The organism is Rhodobacter sp. P2_H5 (genome assembly GCF_056403335.1).
Map to the genome: position 1 here is coordinate 36,745 of NZ_JBFUFS010000024.1, position 19,076 is coordinate 55,820.

Here is a 19,076-nt window from a genome sequence, read left to right on the forward strand (position 1 = left end):
CGCTCAGGCCGGGCCGGCGAGACTGCCCTGCGCCTCGGACGGGACGGTGAAGCGCTGCGGCCAGAAGGTTTCGACCTGCGCAAAGAGGAAAGAAAGGGTCAGGGAGGCCATCGGGATCCAGAAGATGGCCCGCCCCGGTTCCGGCCATATGCGCAGGCCAACAAGCGCAAGCCAGAAGACGGCAAGGGTAAACGGCTCGGACAGGCCACGGGCCAGCGCGGCGAAGGTGATCAGCGTGCGGGAGGGCCACCAGAGGGCCGGGGCGCGGCCAAAGGCCGCGCGGAGGCGAGCGCGGGTCCTGGGATAGGACGGCGCGGCGATGACCCTATGGCGCGAGGGGCGCCAGGTCAGCGCGGTAGGGTCGCAGCCCGCCTGCGCCACGGAATCCAGAAAACCGCTCCAGGCCGCGCCATCGGCACGGTGTGCGCGCCAGATCTGGGCGATGAGGGGCGAGGCCATGACTGGGGCCTCGGGCGTGGCCGTCAGGGCCAAGGCCAGAAAGCGGCGGTACTGCGTGATGCCCTCGGCGGCGCGGTCCGGGCCAAGGCTGGTGTCCTTGGCGAGCCAGTCCTCGAGACTGCGGCCATCGAAGAATGTCAGGTCGATGTGCTGCAAGTGGGTCAGGGTCACCTCGGGGGACAGGGCGGGGTCAGTCACCGCCGCCACCATCGCCGCCGCCACCTCCATCGCCGCCCCCTCCACCATCGCCGAAACCGTCGGCAAGCGATCCGCCGAGGCTATGGGCATGACCGCCCGGGGCATGGCTGTCCGATCCATCCCACGCGGCGCGCTGCGAAGAGCCAAAGACTGTGCCAAAGTCGAAGGGGAAATAGGAAGAGGCCAAGCTGCCCCTGCCGCGCCGGAGCGCCGCAAGGCAGAGCGCCGCTGCCAGGCCAGCACTTGTCGATCCGGCGAAATGGGCGATGGTCGCAAGGATCAACAGCGCGGCCAACATGCCGGCGATCACCGCATAGATCCGCAACAGTTTGCGGGCCGGGGTGAGGTCTTGCGGCATGTTCCTCCCCCTCGCCTCTTGCCCAAATCAGGCCCAGAGCCTAAGACGCCCCCATCCCTTTGCCAAGACAGGAGTGCGCCCCATGAACATCCTCATCCTCGGCAGTGGCGGGCGCGAACATGCCTTGGCATGGGCGGTCAAGCAGAACCCCAAGGCCGACCGGCTGATCGTGGCCCCGGGCAATGCCGGGATCGCCCAATTGGCCGAGGTCGCGGCAATCGACATCCTGGACGGGGCTGCCGTCGTGGCCTTCTGCGCCGAGAATGCGATTGATTTCCTGATCGTCGGGCCAGAGGCGCCTCTGGCGGCGGGCGTGGCTGATGCGGCCCGCGCGGCGGGCATCCTGACCTTCGGGCCCAGCGCCGAGGCGGCAAAGCTTGAGGCCTCCAAGGCCTTCACCAAGGAGATCTGCGACGCCTGTGGCGCGCCGACCGCCGCTTACTCCCGCTTCACCGAAAGCGCATCTGCCAAGGACTACATCCGCGCCCAGGGCGCACCGATTGTCGTGAAGGCTGACGGGTTGGCGGCCGGCAAGGGCGTCATCGTGGCCATGACCGAGGCCGAGGCGCTGGCGGCCATCGACGACATGTTCGGCGGCGAGTTCGGCTCTGCGGGCGCCGAGGTGGTGATTGAAGAGTTCATGACGGGCGAAGAGGCCAGCTTCTTCATCCTGACCGATGGCGTCAACGCCTTGCCGATCGGCACGGCGCAGGACCACAAGCGGGTGGGCGATGGCGACACCGGGCCCAACACCGGCGGCATGGGCGCCTATTCCCCCGCCCCGGTGCTGACGGACGCGATCCAGAAGCAGGCGATGGAAGAGATCGTCCTGCCGACGATTGCCGAGATGGCGCGGCGCGGCACGCCCTATCAGGGCGTTCTCTACGCCGGGCTGATGATCGAGAACGGCCGCAGCCGGCTGGTCGAATACAACGCCCGTTTCGGCGACCCGGAATGCCAGGTCCTGATGATGCGGCTGGGCGCGCAGGCGCTGGACCTGTTGCTCGCCTGTGCCGAGGGGCGGCTGGACCAAGCTCATGTCAACTGGGCCGATGACCATGCCCTGACCGTGGTCATGGCGACCAAGGGCTATCCCGGCGCCTACGAGAAGGGCTCGATCATCCATGGGCTGAAGCGCCTGCCGGAAGACAGCCGCCACATGTGCTTTCACGCCGGAACAGTGGAGCGTGACGGCCAGATCCTCGCCAATGGCGGGCGGGTGCTCAATATCACCGCGCGCGGGGCGAGCCTGGAAGAGGCGCGCAACCGGGCCTACGGGATGATCGACCACCTGAACTGGCCGGAAGGCTTCTGCCGCTCCGACATCGGCTGGCGCGCACTTTAAGGTGCGGGATGGCGGCGGGAAATGCTGCGACGCGGCGCTTTCCCTCCCCTGACGCTGCGGCGCGCTGCCTAGAAACGGGATCTGGCCCCTTGGCAAAGGGGTGGCACCAGGCAGGGCGCTCCGGGCGGCGCAAGGAACGGCAAGACCATGATCATCCGCGACAAACCCGGCCTGACCGAGATCCTTTTCGCGGTGAAGGGTTCGGTTCTGCCCCATATCGGGCCGACGCTGCTGACCTTGATGGCGATCTCGGCGGGGCTGGTGGCCTTTGACCATTACGTCTGGGCCTTGCCCGAATCCCCGGCGACGCCGTTCTCGATCATGGGGGTGGCGCTGTCGCTGTTCCTGGGGTTTCGCAACAACGCGGCCTATGACCGCTGGTGGGAGGCGCGCAAGCTTTGGGGCGCCCTTCTGGTCGATCTGCGCGCCCTGTCGCGCGAGGCGGACCTTTTCCTGCCCAAGCCCGAAACCAAGCGCCTGTTGCGGCTGAGCCTTGCCTTCGCCCATCTGCACCGCTGCCAGCTGCGCGGGCTGGCCCCCGATGCGGCGGCGCGGGCCTGGGGCGATGCGCCCAGCGCGGCGGCGGCCCTCGACCAGATGAACGCCATCCTCGCCGAGGCGCGGCAGGCAGGCCACCTCGACGGCTTTGGCGCGCGCACCCTGTCGCAGCGTCTGGCCACGATGGAGCTGAACTCGGCCGGGGGAGAGCGGATTGCGGCCACCCCCCTGCCCTATGTCTATTCGCTGCTGATCTTCCGCACCGTCTATCTTTACTGCCTCTTGATCCCCCTCGCGCTGATCGGGCCAGAGGGCTGGATGACGCCGCTGTTCAGCGGCCTGATCGCCTATGTCTTCCTCGGCCTCGCCGAAGTGACCGAGGATCTGGCCCATCCCTATGGCGTCTCGTCGAACGCGCTGCCGCTGGATGCGATCTGCCGGGGGATGGAGATCAGCCTTGCCCCGCATCTGGACATCGCACCGCCCGAGCGTCTGATGCCGCGCGATTTCATCCTCAGCTGAGCCGCCCGCCGCCGGTCAAAAGGCCCGCCACAGGGCCAGGGGGCCAAGCCGGGGCGATTTCTTGGACTGGTGGCGGTCCATCCGGGCCAGAACGCCGCGCAGGAAGCGCACCGCCTCGGCCACATGGGGGCCCTTGTTCAGCATGACGCATTCGGCGCGCTGGCTCATAGCGGCATCGGTCACCTCGGCGCGGCTGGCCTGACCGTCGCGCACCATGCCCTCCAGCACCTGCGTCGCCCAGATCACCGGAACCTGCGCCGCCTCGCACAGCCAGAGGATCTCTTCCTGGATCTCGGACAGGCGGTCGAAGCCGATCTCCACCGCCAGATCGCCGCGGGCGATCATCACGCCGACCGGCACCGTGCCACCCGCCGCCACGATCAGATCGGGCAGGTTGCGCAGGGCCAGCGGGGTTTCGATCTTCAGGACGATGGCGGGCAGCGTCTGGCCGGGTTTCAGCCGGGCCCGCATGGCGGCGATCAGCTGCTGCACATCCGCCACCGTCTGCACGAAAGAGAAGGAGACGACATCGGCATGGCCCACGACGAAATCCAGCGCGGCGAGGTCCTCGGGCGTCAGCGCCTCGACCCGCAGGTTCGAGCCGGGCAGGTTGACGCCCTTCTCGGGCTTGATCTTGCCGCCCTTGGCGGGCGCACGGGTCACCGTCAGCACGGCGCGGCCCTCGTCCACGCTGTCCACCCGGGCCCAGATCTTGCCGTCGTCAAGCGAGACCTCCGCCCCCGGCGCGAGCGCGGCCACCAAAGCCGGATGGCTGAGCGTGGCGCTGAACAGGGCCTTGGGCGCGGCCGCCAGATCCTGCACCAGAGCGAACTGGTCGCCCGGCAGGAAAAGGTGCTTTTCGCCGCCGGCCTTCTTGCCCGCCGCAATTGCCGTCACGCGGAATTTCGGCCCGCCGAGGTCCATCGACACCGGAATGCGCGGGGTGCTGGCCCGGGCGCGCAGCGACTGGATCATGGCGCCCCAGACCTCGGTTCCGTCATGGGCGCAGTTGATCCGCACGCAGTCCATCCCCGCCGCAACAAGAGCGGCGATCAGGGCGCCACCATCGGTGCCCGCCTCGGTCGGCAGGGTGACCATGACGCGGGTGCGCGGATCGCCCGGCTCCTGCGCGCCAAAAAGCGCATCGCGCCGGGCTTCCAGCAGCGCCTCGCCCGCCGCAAAGGCGGCGCGGGGCGGAAAGGGCAAGGGCGTGCCCCCTGCGATGCGAGACAGCGCGGCCAGGACCGTCGCGACCGAGGCCGCGACATGGCCGTCCAGCCGGCCGAGCGTCGAGAGGCCCAGCGCCGACAGCGGCGCCTGCAGGGCCGAAAGGTCGCCCTGCCGCAGCGCCAGCCATTCCGCCATGTTGCGCGCCGAGGCCCGGAATTCGGCCCGCCCGATCTGCGGCGCCCAGACCTGCATCCGCTCGTCGGCATGGGCGGCGACAAAGCGGTCCAGCGTGGTCAGTCGGCCCAGCAGGTCGCGCGCCAAGGTTTCGGCGGCCAGGTTTTCGGGGGCCAAGATTACGGGGGCAGTATCTGCGGGGGGCGCAGTCATCGGGACCAGGTCTGCGGTCATTTCGGGTGCGGCTTCCATGGGGATGCTCCGGTCAGGGGTTTGGCCCTGTCTATGCCGCCGACCGGGCGCGGCGGTTTGCGCCAGATCAAGCGGGCCTGCAATGTCACGCAAACTTCACAAAGCCGCAGCACTCCGGGGACCAGCGCTTGCCCCCGGCCCGGCTTCTGCTATGAAGCAGCCGATTTTGAGATGGTCTGCCCCGCAAAAGGGGGGGCCAGTCTCTGCAAAGGGGGCGCAGGACAAGACCATGCCAGTTCTGGTGATGAAATTCGGAGGGACTTCGGTTGCCGACCTCGCGCGCATCGAGAATGCCGCGAAGAAGGTCCAGGCCGAGGTCGAACGTGGCTATGACGTGATCGTCATCGTCTCGGCCATGTCGGGCAAGACCAACGAGCTGGTCGGCTGGGTCGAAGGCACCTCCAAACTTTACGACGCCCGCGAGTATGACGCGGTGGTGGCGAGCGGCGAGAATGTCACCGCCGGGCTGATGGCTTTGCGCCTGCAGGAAATGGGCGTTCCGGCGCGGTCGTGGCAGGGTTGGCAAGTGCCGATCAACACGACCTCGGCGCATTCCTCGGCCCGTTTCGTCAGCATCCCGCGCGAGAATATCGACGCCAAGTTTGCCGAAGGTTTCAAGGTTGCCGTGGTGGCAGGCTTTCAGGGCGTCAGCCACGAAGGCCGGATCACCACGCTGGGCCGGGGCGGTTCCGATACCACCGCCGTCGCCTTTGCCGCGGCCTTTGCCGCCGAGCGGTGCGACATCTACACCGACGTCGATGGCGTCTATACCACCGATCCGCGCGTCTCGGAAAAGGCGCGCAAGCTGGACAAGATCGCCTTTGAAGAGATGCTGGAACTGGCATCCTTGGGTGCTAAGGTCCTGCAAACCCGTTCGGTTGAACTTGCGATGCGCTACAAGGTGCGGCTGCGCGTTCTGTCCTCCTTCGAGGACACCGACGAGACTTCTGGAACTCTGGTCTGCGACGAGGATGAAATCATGGAATCGAAAGTCGTCTCTGGCGTGGCCTTCAGCCGCGATGAAGCGAAAATGACCCTGGTCCGCGTCGAGGACCGCCCCGGCATCGCCGCCGCCATCTTCGGCCCTCTTGCCGATGCGGGCGTGAACGTTGACATGATCGTGCAGAACATCTCCGAACATGACGACCCGACCGACAAGCGCGCCTATACCGACATGACCTTCTCCTGCCCGACCAATCAGGTGATCCGGGCGCGGAAGGCGATCGAAGAGGCGCAGGCGGCAGGAAAGTTCGCCTATGCCCAGCTGATCACCGACACCGACGTGGCCAAGATCTCGGTCGTGGGCATCGGGATGCGGTCGCATGCGGGCGTGGCCGCCAAGATGTTCGCGGCACTGGCGGCCGAGAATGTGAACATCAAGGTCATCACCACCTCGGAAATCAAGATCTCGGTCCTGATCGACCGCAAGTACATGGAACTCGCCGTGCAGGCGCTGCACGACACGTTCGAGCTCGACAAGGCCAGCTGATCCGGCCTTGTCAGACGGAAAGAAGGGCGGGACTTGCGGTCCGCCCTTTTTGCTTGGCAGGGTTTGCGCGCTCAGGAGGAGCGCAGCAGGACCTTGGTCGACCCGACGATGGCCGCGACCTGGACATAGGCCGTGCGGCGCTGTTCGGACCCTTCGGAGGAGCGCAAAAGCACCAGCTTGGTCTCCTCCACGATGGCGGCGGCCTTGGCCGCGACCTGCGGCGTCATCTTGACATGGGTCAGCTTGCGCTGGGTCGGCTTGCCGCCCAGCGTCGCACGGACCGGCGGCATCCCCGGCGCGGCATTGTCCTGCGCCAGAGCGTGCAACTGGTCCGCCGCGCGCAAAAGTGCCACCCGGGCCGAGCCATAGCCGCTTTTCCACGACAGGTTCTGGGCGGCGAGCCAGTATTCATAGCTCAGACAGTCGAGGTTCAGCGTCGGGTCCTTCAGCCGCTGGCACTGCTTTGTGCCATCGGCGAGCATGGCGACCAGCGCCGCCGTCGCCGCGGGCGTCACCCCCACGGCATCCTTCGGCGTGCCGGGCGGGACCGGGGCGGCGTAGGGGTCGGGCCGGTCGGTCCGTTCGGGCGCCTGCCCTTCGGTGGACTGCACGAAGATCAGCGGCAGATCCGGCGCCAGGGGCAGGCCTTGCCCCTCCGGCACGGGAAAGCTGGCCATGCCGTTGACCGTCGCCGCCGCGGGCAGCGAAGCGGCCCCGGTCAGCATCATCACCATTCCCAAAATATGTCGCATGACCCGCGCCCTCCTTAAACAATGACCGCCGGCCCCTCGGGGCCCTTGCCACCGGCACCCAATACGGCCAGCGCATCCTGCCGATTTTAAGCTTGTTCCACCGCAGGTCAACCGCGCAATAGGGGCCCTGGTCCGCTCGCCCCGTGCCCCTGCCCCGACCCTTGCGCCCGGCCGCGCCCAAAGCCTGGGCAGCGCCGGCCATTCCCGGCCCCGCCCGGCGATTTTGCAGCTTTGACCGCGAATTTAACCGCCCGGCCCCTTCCGCAACCGGCGGAAGCGGGTGATAAGTACCCAAAGGCGGCAGGTTGGCCTCGGGGTCGACCACAGGGCCGTCCACGGCGCGGGCCACAGGGGATCACCATGGGCGAACGGAAGGAAAGCGACAGCCGCAAGCTCTTGCGCCGTTTGCGCGATGTGCTGGGCATGCCCAATGTCGGGCAGGACCGGCTGGACCGCATCACCCATATCATCGCGGATTCGATGGGGACCGAGGTTTGCTCGATCTACCTGTTCCGCGATGCCGAAACGCTGGAGCTGTGCGCCACCGAAGGCCTGCGCAAGGATGCCGTCCACAAGACGCGGATGAAGCTGGGCGAGGGGCTGGTGGGCCGGGTCGCCCGTCTGGGCCAGCCGGTCAACACCGCCAATGCCCCTGCCGAAAAGGGCTTCCGCTTCATGCCCGAGACGGGGGAGGAGATCTACTCCTCCTTCCTCGGCGTGCCGATCCAGCGCGTCGGCGAAAGGCTGGGGGTTCTGGTGCTGCAATCCAAGGCCGCCCGCATCTATGCCGAGGACGAGATCGACGCGATCGAGGTCGTGGCGATGGTTCTGGCCGAAATGGCCGAACTGGGCGCCTTTGGTGGCGACAATGGTCTGGCGCTGCACCGCCAGCCGATGCTCTACCGTGGCACCACCGGACAAGAGGGTGCCGCCGAGGGCAAGGTCTGGCTGCATGAACCCCGTGTTGTCGTGACCAACCCGGTCGCCGACGACCCCCTGACCGAGATCGACCGCATCCGCGAGGCGGTGGGCGTCCTGCGCGTCTCGGTCGATGACCTTCTGGCGGCCGAAAGCCTCGACAAGGACCAGAAAGCCGTGCTGGAGGCTTACCGGATGTTTGCCCATTCGCGCGGCTGGCTGCGCCGGATGGAGGAGGATATCCAGCGCGGCCTTTCCGCCGAAGCCGCTGTCGAGAAAGAACAATCCACCGCCCGCAACCGGCTGGAACAGGTCGAGGACGCCTACCTGCGCGAACGCCTGCACGATCTGGACGACCTCTCCAACCGCCTTCTGCGCATCCTGACCGGACAGGGCCGCGACACCGGGGCTGCGATGCCCGACAATCCGGTGCTGGTCGCGCGCAACATCGGCCCGGCGGAACTGCTGGAGTACGGCCGCAAGCTCAAGGGCGTCGTGCTGGAGGAAGGCTCGGTCGGATCGCACGCCGCCGTGGTGGCGCGGGCGCTGGCGATCCCGATGGTGATCCACGCCAAGGGCATCACCTCGGACGCGTTGAACGGCAATGCGATCCTGGTCGATGGCGATCAGGGCCTGGTGCATCTGCGCGCCGAGGAAACCATCGCGCGGTCGTTCCGCGACAAGATCGCCATGCAGGCCGAGGCGCAGCTGCGCTATGCCTCCCTGCGCGACCTGCCCGCCACCTCGGCCGATGGGGTGAAGGTCGACCTTTTGATGAATGCCGGGCTGATGGCCGACCTGCCCTCGCTGGTGGGATCGGGGGCCGAGGGCGTCGGCCTCTTCCGCACCGAGTTGCAGTTCCTCGTCCGCAACAAGATGCCCCAGCGCGCCGAACTGGCCTCGCTCTACGCCCGCGTGATGGATGCGGCACATGGCAAGCCCGTGGCCTTCCGCACGCTGGATATCGGGTCGGACAAGGTGCTGCCCTATATGAAGCCCAATGACGAACCGAACCCCGCGATGGGCTGGCGCGCCATCCGGGTCGGTCTGGACAAGCCGGGCGTGTTGCGCATGCAGGTGCAGGCCCTGCTGCGCGCCGCCAATGGCCGCGATCTGCAGATCATGTTCCCCTTCGTCAGCGAGTTCGGCGAGTTCAAGTCGGCCCGCAGCCATGTCCTGCGTGAGATCCACCGCGAGAAAAGCCTCGGCCATGTCGTGCCGCGCGACGTGAAAATCGGCGCCATGCTGGAGACGCCCTCGCTGGCCTACGCGCCGGATGACTTCTTCCGTCTGGTCGATTTCATCTCGATCGGCGGCAATGACCTCAAGCAGTTCTTCTTCGCCGCCGACCGCGAGAATGAACGTGTGCGCAAGCGCTATGACGTGCTGAACGTCTCCTTCCTTGGCTTCCTCGAACATGTGGTGCGGCGCTGTGCGCCCCATGGCACCAAGCTGTCCTTCTGCGGCGAGGATGCCGGTCGCCCGGTCGAGGCGCTGGCCCTGGCCGCCATGGGTCTGCGCGCGCTGTCGATGCGCCCGGCCTCGATCGGCCCGGTCAAGGCACTGCTCAGGGCCGCCGATCTTTCGGCGGCGCGCGAGGTGATCGACCAGGCCAGAGGCGAGGGCCAGGAAAGCGTGCGGGGCGCGCTGATGGACTATCTCTCCGGCCTTGATCTGTGACGGTGGCGGCGGGGCCCTCTGCCTGCTGAAGGGGTGCGCCGTCTGAGTTGGGCCACGCGGCTGATCGGGCCAGTCTTCTGGAGTGCCCCTGCCTCCTGATTGGGCTTCTGCGCCGTCCCCCCGCCCCACGGCGGGGGCTTTGCTTGCGAAACCTCCGGCTTTCCTGTCTGATATCAGGATCACCTGGGGAGGACTGCCATGGCCCGTATCGCCCGCGCCGAGCTCAAGGTCGAGGAATGCCTCGTCCGGTTTGTCGAAGATCAGGCCCTGCCGGGCAGCGGCGTGACCGCCGCGGCCTTCTGGTCCGGACTGTCCTCGCTGATCCATGAGATGGGGCCGAAGAACCGCGCCCTTCTGGCCAGGCGCGAGGATCTGCAGGCCAAGATCGACGCCTGGCATGTGCAGAACCGCAACGGCCCGCATGACCCCGAAGAATATGTCGAGTTCCTGCGCCGGATCGACTACCTGCAGCCCGAGGGCCCGTCTTTCCAGATCAAGACCTCAGGCATCGACCCCGAGATTTCCTCGGTGCCCGGGCCGCAGCTGGTGGTGCCGATCACCAATGCCCGCTATGCGCTGAACGCCGCCAATGCGCGCTGGGGCAGCCTCTATGACGCCTTCTACGGCACCGATGCGATGGGCAGCCCCGCGCCCAAGGGCGGCTATGACCGCGGCCGTGGCGCGCGGGTCGTGGCCCGTGCGCGGGTGTTTCTGGACGAGGCTTTCCCCCTGGTCGGCACCAGCCACGCCGACGTGCGGCGCTATTACGTCAAGGAAGGCGCTTTGCTGGTCGATGACGCGCCGCTGATCACCCCTGAGAAATTCGTGGGCTACAAGGGCAATCCCAAGGCGCCCGACTCGGTACTGCTCTGCAACAACGGGTTGCATGTCGAATTGGTCTTCGACCGCGCCCATATGATTGGATCGCATGATCAGGCGCTTCTGGCCGATATCGTGCTGGAGGCCGCCGTCTCGGCCATCATGGATTGCGAGGATTCGGTCGCCTGTGTGGATGCCGAGGACAAGGTGCAGGCCTATGCCAATTGGCTGGGCCTAATGAAAGGCAATCTTTCGGCCGATTTCAGCAAGGGCGGCCAGACCGTCCACCGCCACCTGAACGAGGACCGCAACTTCACGGCGCCGGATGGCGGCACCCTGACGCTGAAGGGCCGGGCCCTGATGTGGATCCGCAATGTCGGCCATCTGATGACCAACCCGGCCATCCTCGACCGCGAGGGCAACGAGGTGTTCGAGGGCCTGATGGATGCCGCCATCACGGTGCTGATCGCCAAGCACGACCTTGCCCGCGTGGCCGGCCCGCGCAATTCGCATCACGGTTCGGTCTATATCGTCAAACCCAAGATGCACGGGCCGCAGGAAGTAGCTTTTGCCGACGCGACCTTCTCGCAGGTCGAGGAATTCCTCGGCCTGCCGCCCAACACGGTGAAGCTCGGCGTGATGGACGAGGAGCGGCGGACCTCGGCCAACCTCAAGGAATGCATCCGGGCGGCGCGCCACCGGCTGGCCTTCATCAACACCGGCTTTCTCGACCGCACCGGGGACGAGATCCACACCTCGATGGAGGCCGGGCCCTTCAGCCGCAAGGATTTCATCAAGCGCAAGTCCTGGATCGGGGCTTACGAGAACCAGAATGTCGATATCGGGCTGGAATGCGGGTTGTCGGGCCGGGCGCAGATCGGCAAGGGCATGTGGGCGGCGCCCGACCTGATGGCCGCGATGCTGGAACAGAAGATCGAACATCCCAAGGCCGGGGCGAACTGCGCCTGGGTCCCCTCGCCCACCGCGGCGATCCTCCATGCGCTGCATTACCACAAGGTCGATGTCTTTGCCGTGCAGAAGCGGCTCGCGGCGGGCGGGCGGCGCGCCTATGTCGAGACGCTGCTCGAGATCCCGCTGGCCAGCTACCGGCGTTGGGGCGGCGGCCAGATCCTGCGCGAGGTCGAGAACAACGCGCAGGGCATCCTCGGCTATGTCGTACGCTGGATCGACCAGGGGGTGGGCTGCTCCAAGGTGCCCGACATCAACGACGTGGGCCTGATGGAGGACCGCGCCACCTGCCGCATCTCTGCCCAGCATATCGCGAACTGGCTGCATCATGGCGTGGTGAGCGCCGCGCAGGTCGAAGGCGCCCTGCGCAAGATGGCCGAGGTCGTGGACCGCCAGAACGCCGGCGACCCCGCCTATACGCCGATGGCGCCCGCTTGCGACGGCCTCGCCTTCATGGCGGCGCATGACCTGATCTTCCAGGGCCGCGTCCAGCCCTCGGGCTATACCGAACCGATCCTGCATGCCCGGCGGTTGCTGAAGAAGCGCGGCTGAGGCCAAGGGGCCACGATTTTTCGGCGAAAAATCGCGCCTGCGGCCAAGGTCGCGCCGGGCTGACACCGGGCTTCGATTTTTCGCCGAAAAATCGGGCCTCAGCCCAGATCGAGCGCCAGGGCATGCAGGCGCTGGTGGATATCGCCGAGCGCCGCCTGCACCGCGCGGTGGCGCGCGACGCGGGGCATCGCGGCCAGTTCGGGCGCGCGCAGCATCACCGCGAAATGGCTTTCGCCGCTGCCATCGTCGCCCGAATGCCCGGCGTGGCGGTGGCTTTCGTTCACCACCTCCAGCGTCGTCACGCGGAAAGTCGCGCGCAGCCGTGCCTCGATGTCATCCTTTATCGTCATTTTCACCGTACCCCCTTCAATCTGCTGACAGATGCCCTATCCTTGACGCCCCGAGTCGGAAAGGCCCTCGAATGTCCAGTCGTCCCCCGTTTGAATTTGATATCCGCGTTTCCTCTGACAAGGCGAAGCGCAAAACGGGCCGTCGCGGCATGACCGGCGCCTCGGAAGCGGCCAATCGGGCCTGCGATTATCCCGACTGCAAGGAGAAGGGCGCCTACCGCGCGCCGAAGTCGCCGGACCATCTGAACGAGTTCTTCTGGTTCTGCCGCGACCATGTGCGCGAGTATAATCTGAAGTGGAACTTCTTCGGCGCGGCCACCGACGAGGAGTTCCAGAAACTCCTCGAAAAGGACCGTCTGTGGGAGCGCGAGACCACCCCCTTCAGCCGCAAGGACGATGGCCGCTCCTGGGCGCGGCTGGGCGTCAATGACCCGATGGATATCCTGGGCGAGAAGGGCACGCAGAACAAGGCGGCCCCGACCTCGAACGCCACGCGCAAGCTGCCGCCGACCGAGCGCAAGGCGCTGGAGATCATGGACGCACGCGACACCTGGACCAAGACGGAGATCCGCAAGCAGTACAAGAGCCTGGTCAAGGACCTCCACCCCGACATGAACGGCGGCGACCGGTCTGACGAGGAGCGGTTGCAGCAGGTGGTCTGGGCCTGGGATCAGATCAAGGACAGCCGGTTCTTCAAGGAATAGCCGGCGCGACCGCCCTTGGCGGGCCCCGGAGGGTTTCACACCCTCCGGACCACCCGTGGAGTATTTGCGCAAAGCGCAAAGGGCTTGGGTGAGGAGAAAATCAGGGCAAAGCGCCATGCGGATGCGGCGGTCCCGGGGCGGTGCGAGCTTTCTTGATGGCAGGAGCGCGGCATGGGCCGAATGGCGGCTAGGAGCGTGCCCTGTCCTGGTTCTGGGGCAAAGGCTCTGCGGTCCAAAGTCTGGGGTCCAAAGTCTGGGGTCCAAAGTCTGGGGTCCAGAGTCTGGGGTCCAGAATCTGGGGTCGCCTTTGCCGGGTAAGAACCGAGCTCTGCTGCATCTCTCTTGCATCGCGGGCCCGCCCGCAGAGCGCGGTCAGGCCTGGGGCGGAGCGGTCGCGCCGGAGGCGAGGTCGGCCAGGACCGCGACATGGACATCCAGCGCGTCGATCACCCGATAGCCGGGGTCATGGCCGTCGAAGGCGAGGTTGAGGTCAGTGCCGGCCAGGACGATCGCCTCGGCCCCGCGCGCGACCATCCGGCGGCCCGCAGCGAAAAACGCCTCGCGGGTGGCCTCCGTGCAGGTCCCGCTCACGGCCATGTCCTGGTAGGTTTGGCCGAGCTCTTCGATCTCGTCATCGAGCGCGAGGGCGCGGGTCCGCGCCAGTTGGCCGTAAAGCCGGGTCCGCATCACGACCCGGGTGCCGAGCAATCCGACGCAACCGATGCCCTCGGCCGCGAAATGGGCGTCGAGCGGGGTTACCGCGCTGACCAGGGGCAGCGACGACAGCGCCGCAGTCTCGGCAAAGCAGAAATGGCCGCCGAGCGAGGTGATCGCGGCGCAATCGCAGCCTGCGGCCTTCAGCCGGTCGATCAGGCCGGCGTAGACCTGCGCCTGCGCGTCCCGCCGATCCGCCAGGTTGTTGGCGATCAATTCCTGAATGTCGGCCTGCACGATGGTCAACTCAAGCCGCGCCCCGCGCGCCCGCATTGCGGCGCAGAGGCGCTGGTAATAGACCACCGTCGCCGCAGGCCCGATGCCGCCGATCAGCCCGATATGCAGCGATCGGGCCGGCATCTCACTTCATGGCCATCGAGACGGCGCTCTCCGGCAGTTCCTCGCCAAAGCAGCGCTGGTAGAATTCGGCCACGGTCTGGCGCTCCAGCTCGTCGCACTTGTTCAGGAAGCTCAGGCGGAAGGCATAGCCCACGTTGCGGAAGATCTCGGCGTTTTGCGCCCAGTTCAGCACGGTGCGCGGGCTCATCACGGTGGAGAGGTCGCCGTTCATGAAGGCGGTCCGGGTCAGGTCAGCCACGGTCACCATCTGCGAGATCGTCTTGCGGCCCTTTTCGGAATTGTAATGCGGGCTTTTCGCCAGGACGATGGCGGCTTCGGCGTCGTGGGACAGATAGTTCAGCGTGGCCACAAGGCTCCAGCGGTCCATCTGGGCCTGGTTGATCTGCTGGGTGCCATGGTAGAGGCCGGTGGTGTCGCCGAGGCCGACCGTGTTGGCGGTGGCAAACAGGCGGAAATAGGGGCTGGGCGTGATGATCTCGTTCTGGTCCAGCAGGGTCAGCTTGCCGTCATGTTCCAGCACGCGCTGGATGACGAACATCACGTCGGCCCGGCCGGCGTCGTATTCGTCGAACACGATGGCCACATTGTTGCGCAAGGCCCAGGGCAGGATGCCCTCGTGGAACTCGGTCACCTGCTTGCCGTCGCGCAGCTTGATCGCATCCTTGCCGATCAGGTCGATCCGGCTGATGTGGCTGTCGAGGTTGATGCGGACGCAAGGCCAGTTCAGCCGCGCCGCAACTTGTTCGATATGGGTCGATTTGCCCGTGCCGTGATAGCCCTGGATCATCACCCGGCGGTTATAGGCAAAGCCCGCCAGAATGGCCAAGGTAGTGTCCGGGTCGAACTTGTAGGTCGGGTCAATTTCCGGCACGCGGTCGGTGCGGTCGGCAAAGCCCTTGACCTTCATGTCGGTGTCAATGCCGAAGACCTCGCGGACAGAGATTTCTTCGGTGGGTTTCACAGCGGTATCCAGCATCGTTTTCGGCCCAAATAAGTTGCTCGTCATCTGTGAACCATAAGGCGCGGGGCTGCAAGAGGGCGAGGGGTCGCAGAAGGGTCGCAAAGGCGGTGCTTTGGTCCCGAGGCGGTTCTTTGCGCCCCCGACCCGCCCGGCGGGCGGATTTTCCGCAAAAGCAAGCGCGCGGGGGAAATCCTTCCCCAGCCAAACGGTCGATTTACAGCTGCCGGGCCTGTCGCTAACGATAGGGCAAAGCAGGAATTGATGGACCCTTTGCCCGCCACGCGTCTCACCCTCTTGGCCACCGAAGCGCTGCGCCGTCTTGCGGCCATGCCCGCCGATGCGGCGGTGCTAAACTCGGCGCTGCGCACGCTGGCGAAATGGCGGGCCGAGGTGGTGGCCAATACGCTGGTCAAACGTTCCGGCACGCGGGTGCTGTCGGGGCCGTTTCGGGGGATGGATTACGGCGGCGGCGCGTCGGAAGGGTCGCGCAGCGCCCGGCTACTGGGCTGCTATGAGGCCTCGCTGATCCCGGTGATCGAAGAGATCGTGGCGCGCGCCTATCCGCTGGTCATCGATATCGGCGCGGCAGAGGGCTATTACGCCGTGGGCCTCGCCCTGCGGATGCCCCAGACGCGGGTTCTGGCCCGCGATGCCGATGCCCGGGCGCAAGACCTGTGCAAGGCGCTGGCCGCCCGCAATGGAGTGGCCGAAAGGGTCACGGTCGGCGGCCTCTTCACCCATGCCGATTTCGACCTGGCCCTGACCCAGCCTACGCTCGTCCTCTGCGACATCGAGGGTGCCGAGGCCGCCCTTCTCGACCCGGTGGCCGCCCCCGGCCTGTTGCAGGCCGATATCCTCGTCGAATGCCACGAGGGGCTGGTGCCCGGCATCACCCGGACCCTGACCGACCGCTTCGCCGCCAGCCACCAGATCCGGCGGATCGACCGCAAGCTGGACCCCTCCGCCCTGCCCGACTGGATGGAGGAACTCTCCGACCTTGACCGCCTGATCGCCCTTTGGGAGTGGCGGACCTCTCCCACGCCCTGGCTCTGGATGCGACACCTATGACAGACCTCCCCCCGCCTTCCGCCAACCCGCCTTCCGCCGCGCCCCTGGCCAATGCCGCCCTGTTCTACGCCTCGGACGGCTACCGCCCCGGCGACAAGGGCATCAACGGCCGCCGCGTCGCCGGGGAGAGCTTCCTCAAGGGCTTCCTGCGCCATGGCGCGGTGGAGGAATTCGTCATCCTCGCCAAAACCTCGACCGAGGCGGACGAAGTCGGCGCCCTGCTCCGCGAGATACGCCCCGACAAGCCCCTGCGCGCCGTGGGCCTGGTGCGGCCGCAGATGATGGCGCCCGTCGAGGTGATGTATTACCCGGCGGCCAATATCTCGGGCGAGGCCTGGCGGCGGGCGGATCACGGCACCGGCGCCTGGGGGATCTGCGGCATCACCCATACGACCTCGACCCCGGGGATCATGCAGGGGCTGTTCGATCTGCGCATGGCCCCGGTGATGGAATGGGACGCGCTGATCTGCACCTCGCGCGCGGTGCAGGGCGCGGTGCTGACCCAGATGGACCTGATCGACAACCACATCCGCCACCGCTTCGGCACCCAGCCCCCGGCGCGGCCGATGTTCCCGGTGATCCCGCTTGGCATCCATACCGAGGATTTCGCCCGCAACGACGCCGCCCGCGCCGCCCTGCGGGCGCGGCTTGGCGCGGGGCCCGAGGATGTGGTCTTCGCCACCATCGCCCGCCTCTCGCCGCATGAGAAGTTCGACCCGATCCCGATCTACCTTGCGATGCAAGCCGCCGCCGCCGAGCTGCCGCCCGGGGTCAAGCTGCATGTCGTGATGTGCGGCATCTTCCGCCAGCCCTATGCCAAGAAGGTCTTCACTGAGGGCGCCGCCCGCCTGATGCCCGATGTCGGCTTCCTCCTGCTCGATGGTGCGAAGGCCGAGGACCGGCGCGAGACGTTGTCGGGCGCCGATGTCTTCCTCTTCATGATCGACAACATCCAGGAAACCTTCGGCCTGGCGCCGCTGGAGGGGATGGCGGCCGGCCTGCCGGTGCTGGCGTCAGATTGGGACGGGATGAAAGACACGATCACCCCGGATGTCGGCCTGCGGGTGACCTCGCGGATGCTGGGCCCGGTGCATCTGGCCAACGAAAGCCTGCGCCTGCAGGGCGGGATCGACGACTACACCCAGTATTGCGCCGCGGTCTCGGCGATGACCGAGCTCGACATGGGCGACATGAAGGCCAAGATCCTCGCCCTGGCCACAAACCCCGACCTCAGGGCCCGGATGGGGGCTGCGGCCCTGCACAGGGTGAAAAACCTCTACGACTGGAAGGCGGTCATCCCGCAGATGCAGGCGCTCTGGGCCGAACAGGCCGCCCGCAAGAAGGCTGCCAGCGCCCGGGCCTTCCGGATCCGCGGCTTCTCGCTGCCCGTGGCGCCTTCGCCCACGCTCCTGTTCGGCGGCTATCCGACCGAGACGACCAGCCCCCTGACCCAAAGCTTCCACGCCCCCGACCGCAAGGGTCTCGCGCCCCTGGACGAGGTCCTGGCCCTGCGCAATTACCAGGGCCTGAACCGGATCTTCGCCGAGCCGGCGCAGATCGCCCAGGTCTATGCCGCCGTGCAATCCGGCAAGGCCACCGTCGCGCTGATCTGCACCGCCACCGGCCTGCGCGACATCTTCGTCGAACGCGTGCTGATGTGGCTCCTGAAATACGACTTCATCCGCCGCAGCTGACAGGGCCGCCGGGTTCACCTTGACCGAAATATCCCACCGGGGTCCGCCACGATGGGCGCCATCAACCCATTCTTAACCAATCTGCCCGAGACTGCGGGCATGACCCAATACCGCCGCCTCCTCATCCCCGGTGCCACCTATTTCTTCACCGTCCGGCTGGAGACGCGGGGCAGCACCCTCTTGACCGACCATATCGAAAGCCTGCGCTACGCCTATGCGCGCAGCTCACGCGAATATCCGGTGACCTGCCACGCCATGGTGGTGCTGCCCGATCACCTCCACGCGGTCTGGACCGAACCCGAGGGCGGCGTCTGGTATTCCGAACGCTGGCGCCGGATCAAGGCGCTCTTCTCGCATGCCATCCCGCAGGGAGAGAGCCCCCGCCCCAGCCTTCTGGCCAAACGCGAAAAGGGCATCTGGCAGCGCCGCTTCTATGAACACGCGATCCGGGACGAAGCCGATTTCCGCCGCGCGCTGGACCATTGCCGGACCAATCCCGTCAAACACGGCCTCGTCACCGCAGCCGAGCTTTGGCCCTATTCCAGCTTCAACAAGGTCAGACCGGCGCCCCCGCAACCCGCCCAGCCCCACCTCACCGCGATCTGACCCTCGGGCCGCGCCCCCGGCCCTGCGCGCACCGCTGTCCGGTAGCAACTGTCTTTCAGGCTTTGGTTTGGTTGTAGTCTTTGCCTGTTTTGACCATTGCGTTGAGAATTGTCAGGAGTTTTCTTGCGCAGGCGATGATGGCGACTTTTGTCGGTTTTCCGGCGGCGGCGAGTCGTGCTCYGAAGGCTTTGATGTTCGGATCGTGGCGYGAGGCGATGAGGCCGGCCAGATAGAGGCTGCGTCTGATGGCGGGTCGCCCGCCCCAGATGCGGCGTTTGCCGCGCAGGGTGCCTGAATCGCGGGCGTGGGGTGCCATCCCGGCCAGGGCCGCGATGCGCCGGTGATCGAGCTGTCCAAGCTCTGGCAGGCGGGCGAGGATCACGGCGGCCAGTACAGGTCCGATCCCGGGGGCCGATCGCAAACGGCGGCTGGCGCTGGCCAGGGCGTCCCGGCTTTCGATCAGG

At 66.8% G+C, this 19,076-nt stretch carries 17 protein-coding genes; 9 read left to right on the forward strand and 8 right to left on the reverse strand.

All coding sequences use genetic code 11. From position 1 onward, the window contains the following. Nucleotides 1–3: 3 nt before the first annotated feature. Nucleotides 4–723 (reverse strand): hypothetical protein, encoded by a 720-nt coding sequence (locus tag AC1DVR_RS21115; protein WP_478002594.1) that lies wholly within the window; start codon nucleotides 721–723, stop codon nucleotides 4–6. After that, entirely contained in the window at nucleotides 650–1,015 is a 366-nt protein-coding gene (locus AC1DVR_RS21120) for a hypothetical protein (protein ID WP_478002595.1), read from the reverse strand. Before AC1DVR_RS21120 ends, AC1DVR_RS21115 begins: the two co-directional genes overlap by 74 nt. A gap of 82 nt (nucleotides 1,016–1,097) precedes the next feature. On the opposite strand from AC1DVR_RS21120, the gene purD reads away from it, so the two are divergent. Both purD and AC1DVR_RS21130 read left to right on the forward strand, forming a co-directional pair. Continuing rightward, the gene (gene purD / locus AC1DVR_RS21125) at nucleotides 1,098–2,360 is read left to right on the forward strand and encodes a phosphoribosylamine--glycine ligase (protein ID WP_478002596.1); all 1,263 of its coding nucleotides are present in this window, start codon (nucleotides 1,098–1,100) and stop codon (nucleotides 2,358–2,360) included. Between the two features lie 147 nt (nucleotides 2,361–2,507). Then, nucleotides 2,508–3,380 (forward strand): bestrophin family protein, encoded by an 873-nt coding sequence (locus AC1DVR_RS21130; protein WP_478002597.1) that lies wholly within the window; start codon nucleotides 2,508–2,510, stop codon nucleotides 3,378–3,380. A gap of 15 nt (nucleotides 3,381–3,395) precedes the next feature. Here the strand turns inward: AC1DVR_RS21130 and AC1DVR_RS21135 are convergent, their stop codons facing one another. Then, complete coding sequence (locus AC1DVR_RS21135) at nucleotides 3,396–4,901, reverse strand: pyruvate kinase (protein ID WP_478002598.1); 1,506 nt, start codon at nucleotides 4,899–4,901, stop codon at nucleotides 3,396–3,398. 304 nt (nucleotides 4,902–5,205) lie between these two features. Here AC1DVR_RS21135 and AC1DVR_RS21140 point away from each other — a divergent pair, with 304 nt between their 5' ends. Continuing rightward, entirely contained in the window at nucleotides 5,206–6,465 is a 1,260-nt protein-coding gene (locus AC1DVR_RS21140; protein WP_478002599.1) for an aspartate kinase, read from the forward strand. A 71-nt stretch (nucleotides 6,466–6,536) separates the two neighbouring features. Here AC1DVR_RS21140 and AC1DVR_RS21145 read toward each other — a convergent pair whose 3' ends face one another. Continuing rightward, complete coding sequence (locus AC1DVR_RS21145; RefSeq protein ID WP_478002600.1) at nucleotides 6,537–7,217, reverse strand: hypothetical protein; 681 nt, start codon at nucleotides 7,215–7,217, stop codon at nucleotides 6,537–6,539. A gap of 360 nt (nucleotides 7,218–7,577) precedes the next feature. Here AC1DVR_RS21145 and ptsP point away from each other — a divergent pair, with 360 nt between their 5' ends. Together ptsP and AC1DVR_RS21155 are read left to right on the forward strand one after the other, a co-directional pair. Continuing rightward, the gene (gene ptsP, locus AC1DVR_RS21150) at nucleotides 7,578–9,815 is read left to right on the forward strand and encodes a phosphoenolpyruvate--protein phosphotransferase (protein WP_478002601.1); all 2,238 of its coding nucleotides are present in this window, start codon (nucleotides 7,578–7,580) and stop codon (nucleotides 9,813–9,815) included. Nucleotides 9,816–10,013: 198 nt separating this feature from the next. Beyond that, the gene (locus AC1DVR_RS21155) at nucleotides 10,014–12,155 is read left to right on the forward strand and encodes a malate synthase G (RefSeq protein ID WP_478002602.1); all 2,142 of its coding nucleotides are present in this window, start codon (nucleotides 10,014–10,016) and stop codon (nucleotides 12,153–12,155) included. Between the two features lie 98 nt (nucleotides 12,156–12,253). Here AC1DVR_RS21155 and AC1DVR_RS21160 read toward each other — a convergent pair whose 3' ends face one another. Continuing rightward, nucleotides 12,254–12,505 carry a BolA family protein gene (locus AC1DVR_RS21160; RefSeq protein ID WP_478002609.1) on the reverse strand — a complete coding sequence of 84 codons (252 nt, stop codon included), beginning with the start codon at nucleotides 12,503–12,505 and terminating at the stop codon, nucleotides 12,254–12,256. 71 nt (nucleotides 12,506–12,576) lie between these two features. Here AC1DVR_RS21160 and AC1DVR_RS21165 point away from each other — a divergent pair, with 71 nt between their 5' ends. After that, nucleotides 12,577–13,209 (forward strand): DnaJ domain-containing protein, encoded by a 633-nt coding sequence (locus AC1DVR_RS21165; RefSeq protein WP_478002603.1) that lies wholly within the window; start codon nucleotides 12,577–12,579, stop codon nucleotides 13,207–13,209. A 372-nt stretch (nucleotides 13,210–13,581) separates the two neighbouring features. On the opposite strand, the gene AC1DVR_RS21170 is transcribed toward AC1DVR_RS21165, so the two are convergent. Together AC1DVR_RS21170 and cobS are read right to left on the reverse strand one after the other, a co-directional pair. Further along, nucleotides 13,582–14,268 (reverse strand): aspartate/glutamate racemase family protein, encoded by a 687-nt coding sequence (locus AC1DVR_RS21170; protein ID WP_478002610.1) that lies wholly within the window; start codon nucleotides 14,266–14,268, stop codon nucleotides 13,582–13,584. Nucleotides 14,269–14,284: 16 nt separating this feature from the next. Beyond that, complete coding sequence (cobS, locus tag AC1DVR_RS21175; protein WP_478002604.1) at nucleotides 14,285–15,259, reverse strand: cobaltochelatase subunit CobS; 975 nt, start codon at nucleotides 15,257–15,259, stop codon at nucleotides 14,285–14,287. Between the two features lie 246 nt (nucleotides 15,260–15,505). Between cobS and AC1DVR_RS21180 the strand changes: the two genes are divergently transcribed. The 3 genes from AC1DVR_RS21180 (at nucleotide 15,506) to AC1DVR_RS21190 (ending at nucleotide 18,612) form a co-directional block, all read left to right on the forward strand. After that, a complete protein-coding gene (locus tag AC1DVR_RS21180; protein ID WP_478002605.1) occupies nucleotides 15,506–16,312 on the forward strand; it encodes a class I SAM-dependent methyltransferase in 807 nt (268 codons plus the stop codon). Further along, nucleotides 16,309–18,006: a glycosyltransferase family 4 protein gene (locus tag AC1DVR_RS21185; protein WP_478002606.1), complete on the forward strand. Its 1,698-nt coding sequence runs from the start codon at nucleotides 16,309–16,311 to the stop codon at nucleotides 18,004–18,006. The genes AC1DVR_RS21180 and AC1DVR_RS21185 overlap by 4 nt, the downstream gene beginning before the upstream one ends. Before the next feature lie 99 nt (nucleotides 18,007–18,105). Next, nucleotides 18,106–18,612, forward strand: coding sequence for an REP-associated tyrosine transposase (locus tag AC1DVR_RS21190; RefSeq protein ID WP_478002607.1), 507 nt, complete (start codon nucleotides 18,106–18,108; stop codon nucleotides 18,610–18,612). 55 nt (nucleotides 18,613–18,667) lie between these two features. Here AC1DVR_RS21190 and AC1DVR_RS21195 read toward each other — a convergent pair. Then, nucleotides 18,668–19,076, reverse strand: a 409-nt coding sequence (locus tag AC1DVR_RS21195) for a transposase (protein WP_478002608.1), incomplete at its 5' end; no start/stop codon positions are given.

Coding starts and splice junctions, on each gene's coding strand:
- AC1DVR_RS21120 (WP_478002595.1), bottom strand. CDS start 1,015: ATGCCGCAAGACCTCACCCCGGCCCGCAAACTGTTGCGGATCTATGCG.
- purD (WP_478002596.1), top strand. CDS start 1,098: ATGAACATCCTCATCCTCGGCAGTGGCGGGCGCGAACATGCCTTGGCA.
- AC1DVR_RS21130 (WP_478002597.1), top strand. CDS start 2,508: ATGATCATCCGCGACAAACCCGGCCTGACCGAGATCCTTTTCGCGGTG.
- AC1DVR_RS21140 (WP_478002599.1), top strand. CDS start 5,206: ATGCCAGTTCTGGTGATGAAATTCGGAGGGACTTCGGTTGCCGACCTC.
- AC1DVR_RS21145 (WP_478002600.1), bottom strand. CDS start 7,217: ATGCGACATATTTTGGGAATGGTGATGATGCTGACCGGGGCCGCTTCG.
- ptsP (WP_478002601.1), top strand. CDS start 7,578: ATGGGCGAACGGAAGGAAAGCGACAGCCGCAAGCTCTTGCGCCGTTTG.
- AC1DVR_RS21155 (WP_478002602.1), top strand. CDS start 10,014: ATGGCCCGTATCGCCCGCGCCGAGCTCAAGGTCGAGGAATGCCTCGTC.
- AC1DVR_RS21160 (WP_478002609.1), bottom strand. CDS start 12,505: ATGACGATAAAGGATGACATCGAGGCACGGCTGCGCGCGACTTTCCGC.
- AC1DVR_RS21165 (WP_478002603.1), top strand. CDS start 12,577: ATGTCCAGTCGTCCCCCGTTTGAATTTGATATCCGCGTTTCCTCTGAC.
- cobS (WP_478002604.1), bottom strand. CDS start 15,259: ATGCTGGATACCGCTGTGAAACCCACCGAAGAAATCTCTGTCCGCGAG.
- AC1DVR_RS21180 (WP_478002605.1), top strand. CDS start 15,506: ATGGACCCTTTGCCCGCCACGCGTCTCACCCTCTTGGCCACCGAAGCG.
- AC1DVR_RS21185 (WP_478002606.1), top strand. CDS start 16,309: ATGACAGACCTCCCCCCGCCTTCCGCCAACCCGCCTTCCGCCGCGCCC.
- AC1DVR_RS21190 (WP_478002607.1), top strand. CDS start 18,106: ATGACCCAATACCGCCGCCTCCTCATCCCCGGTGCCACCTATTTCTTC.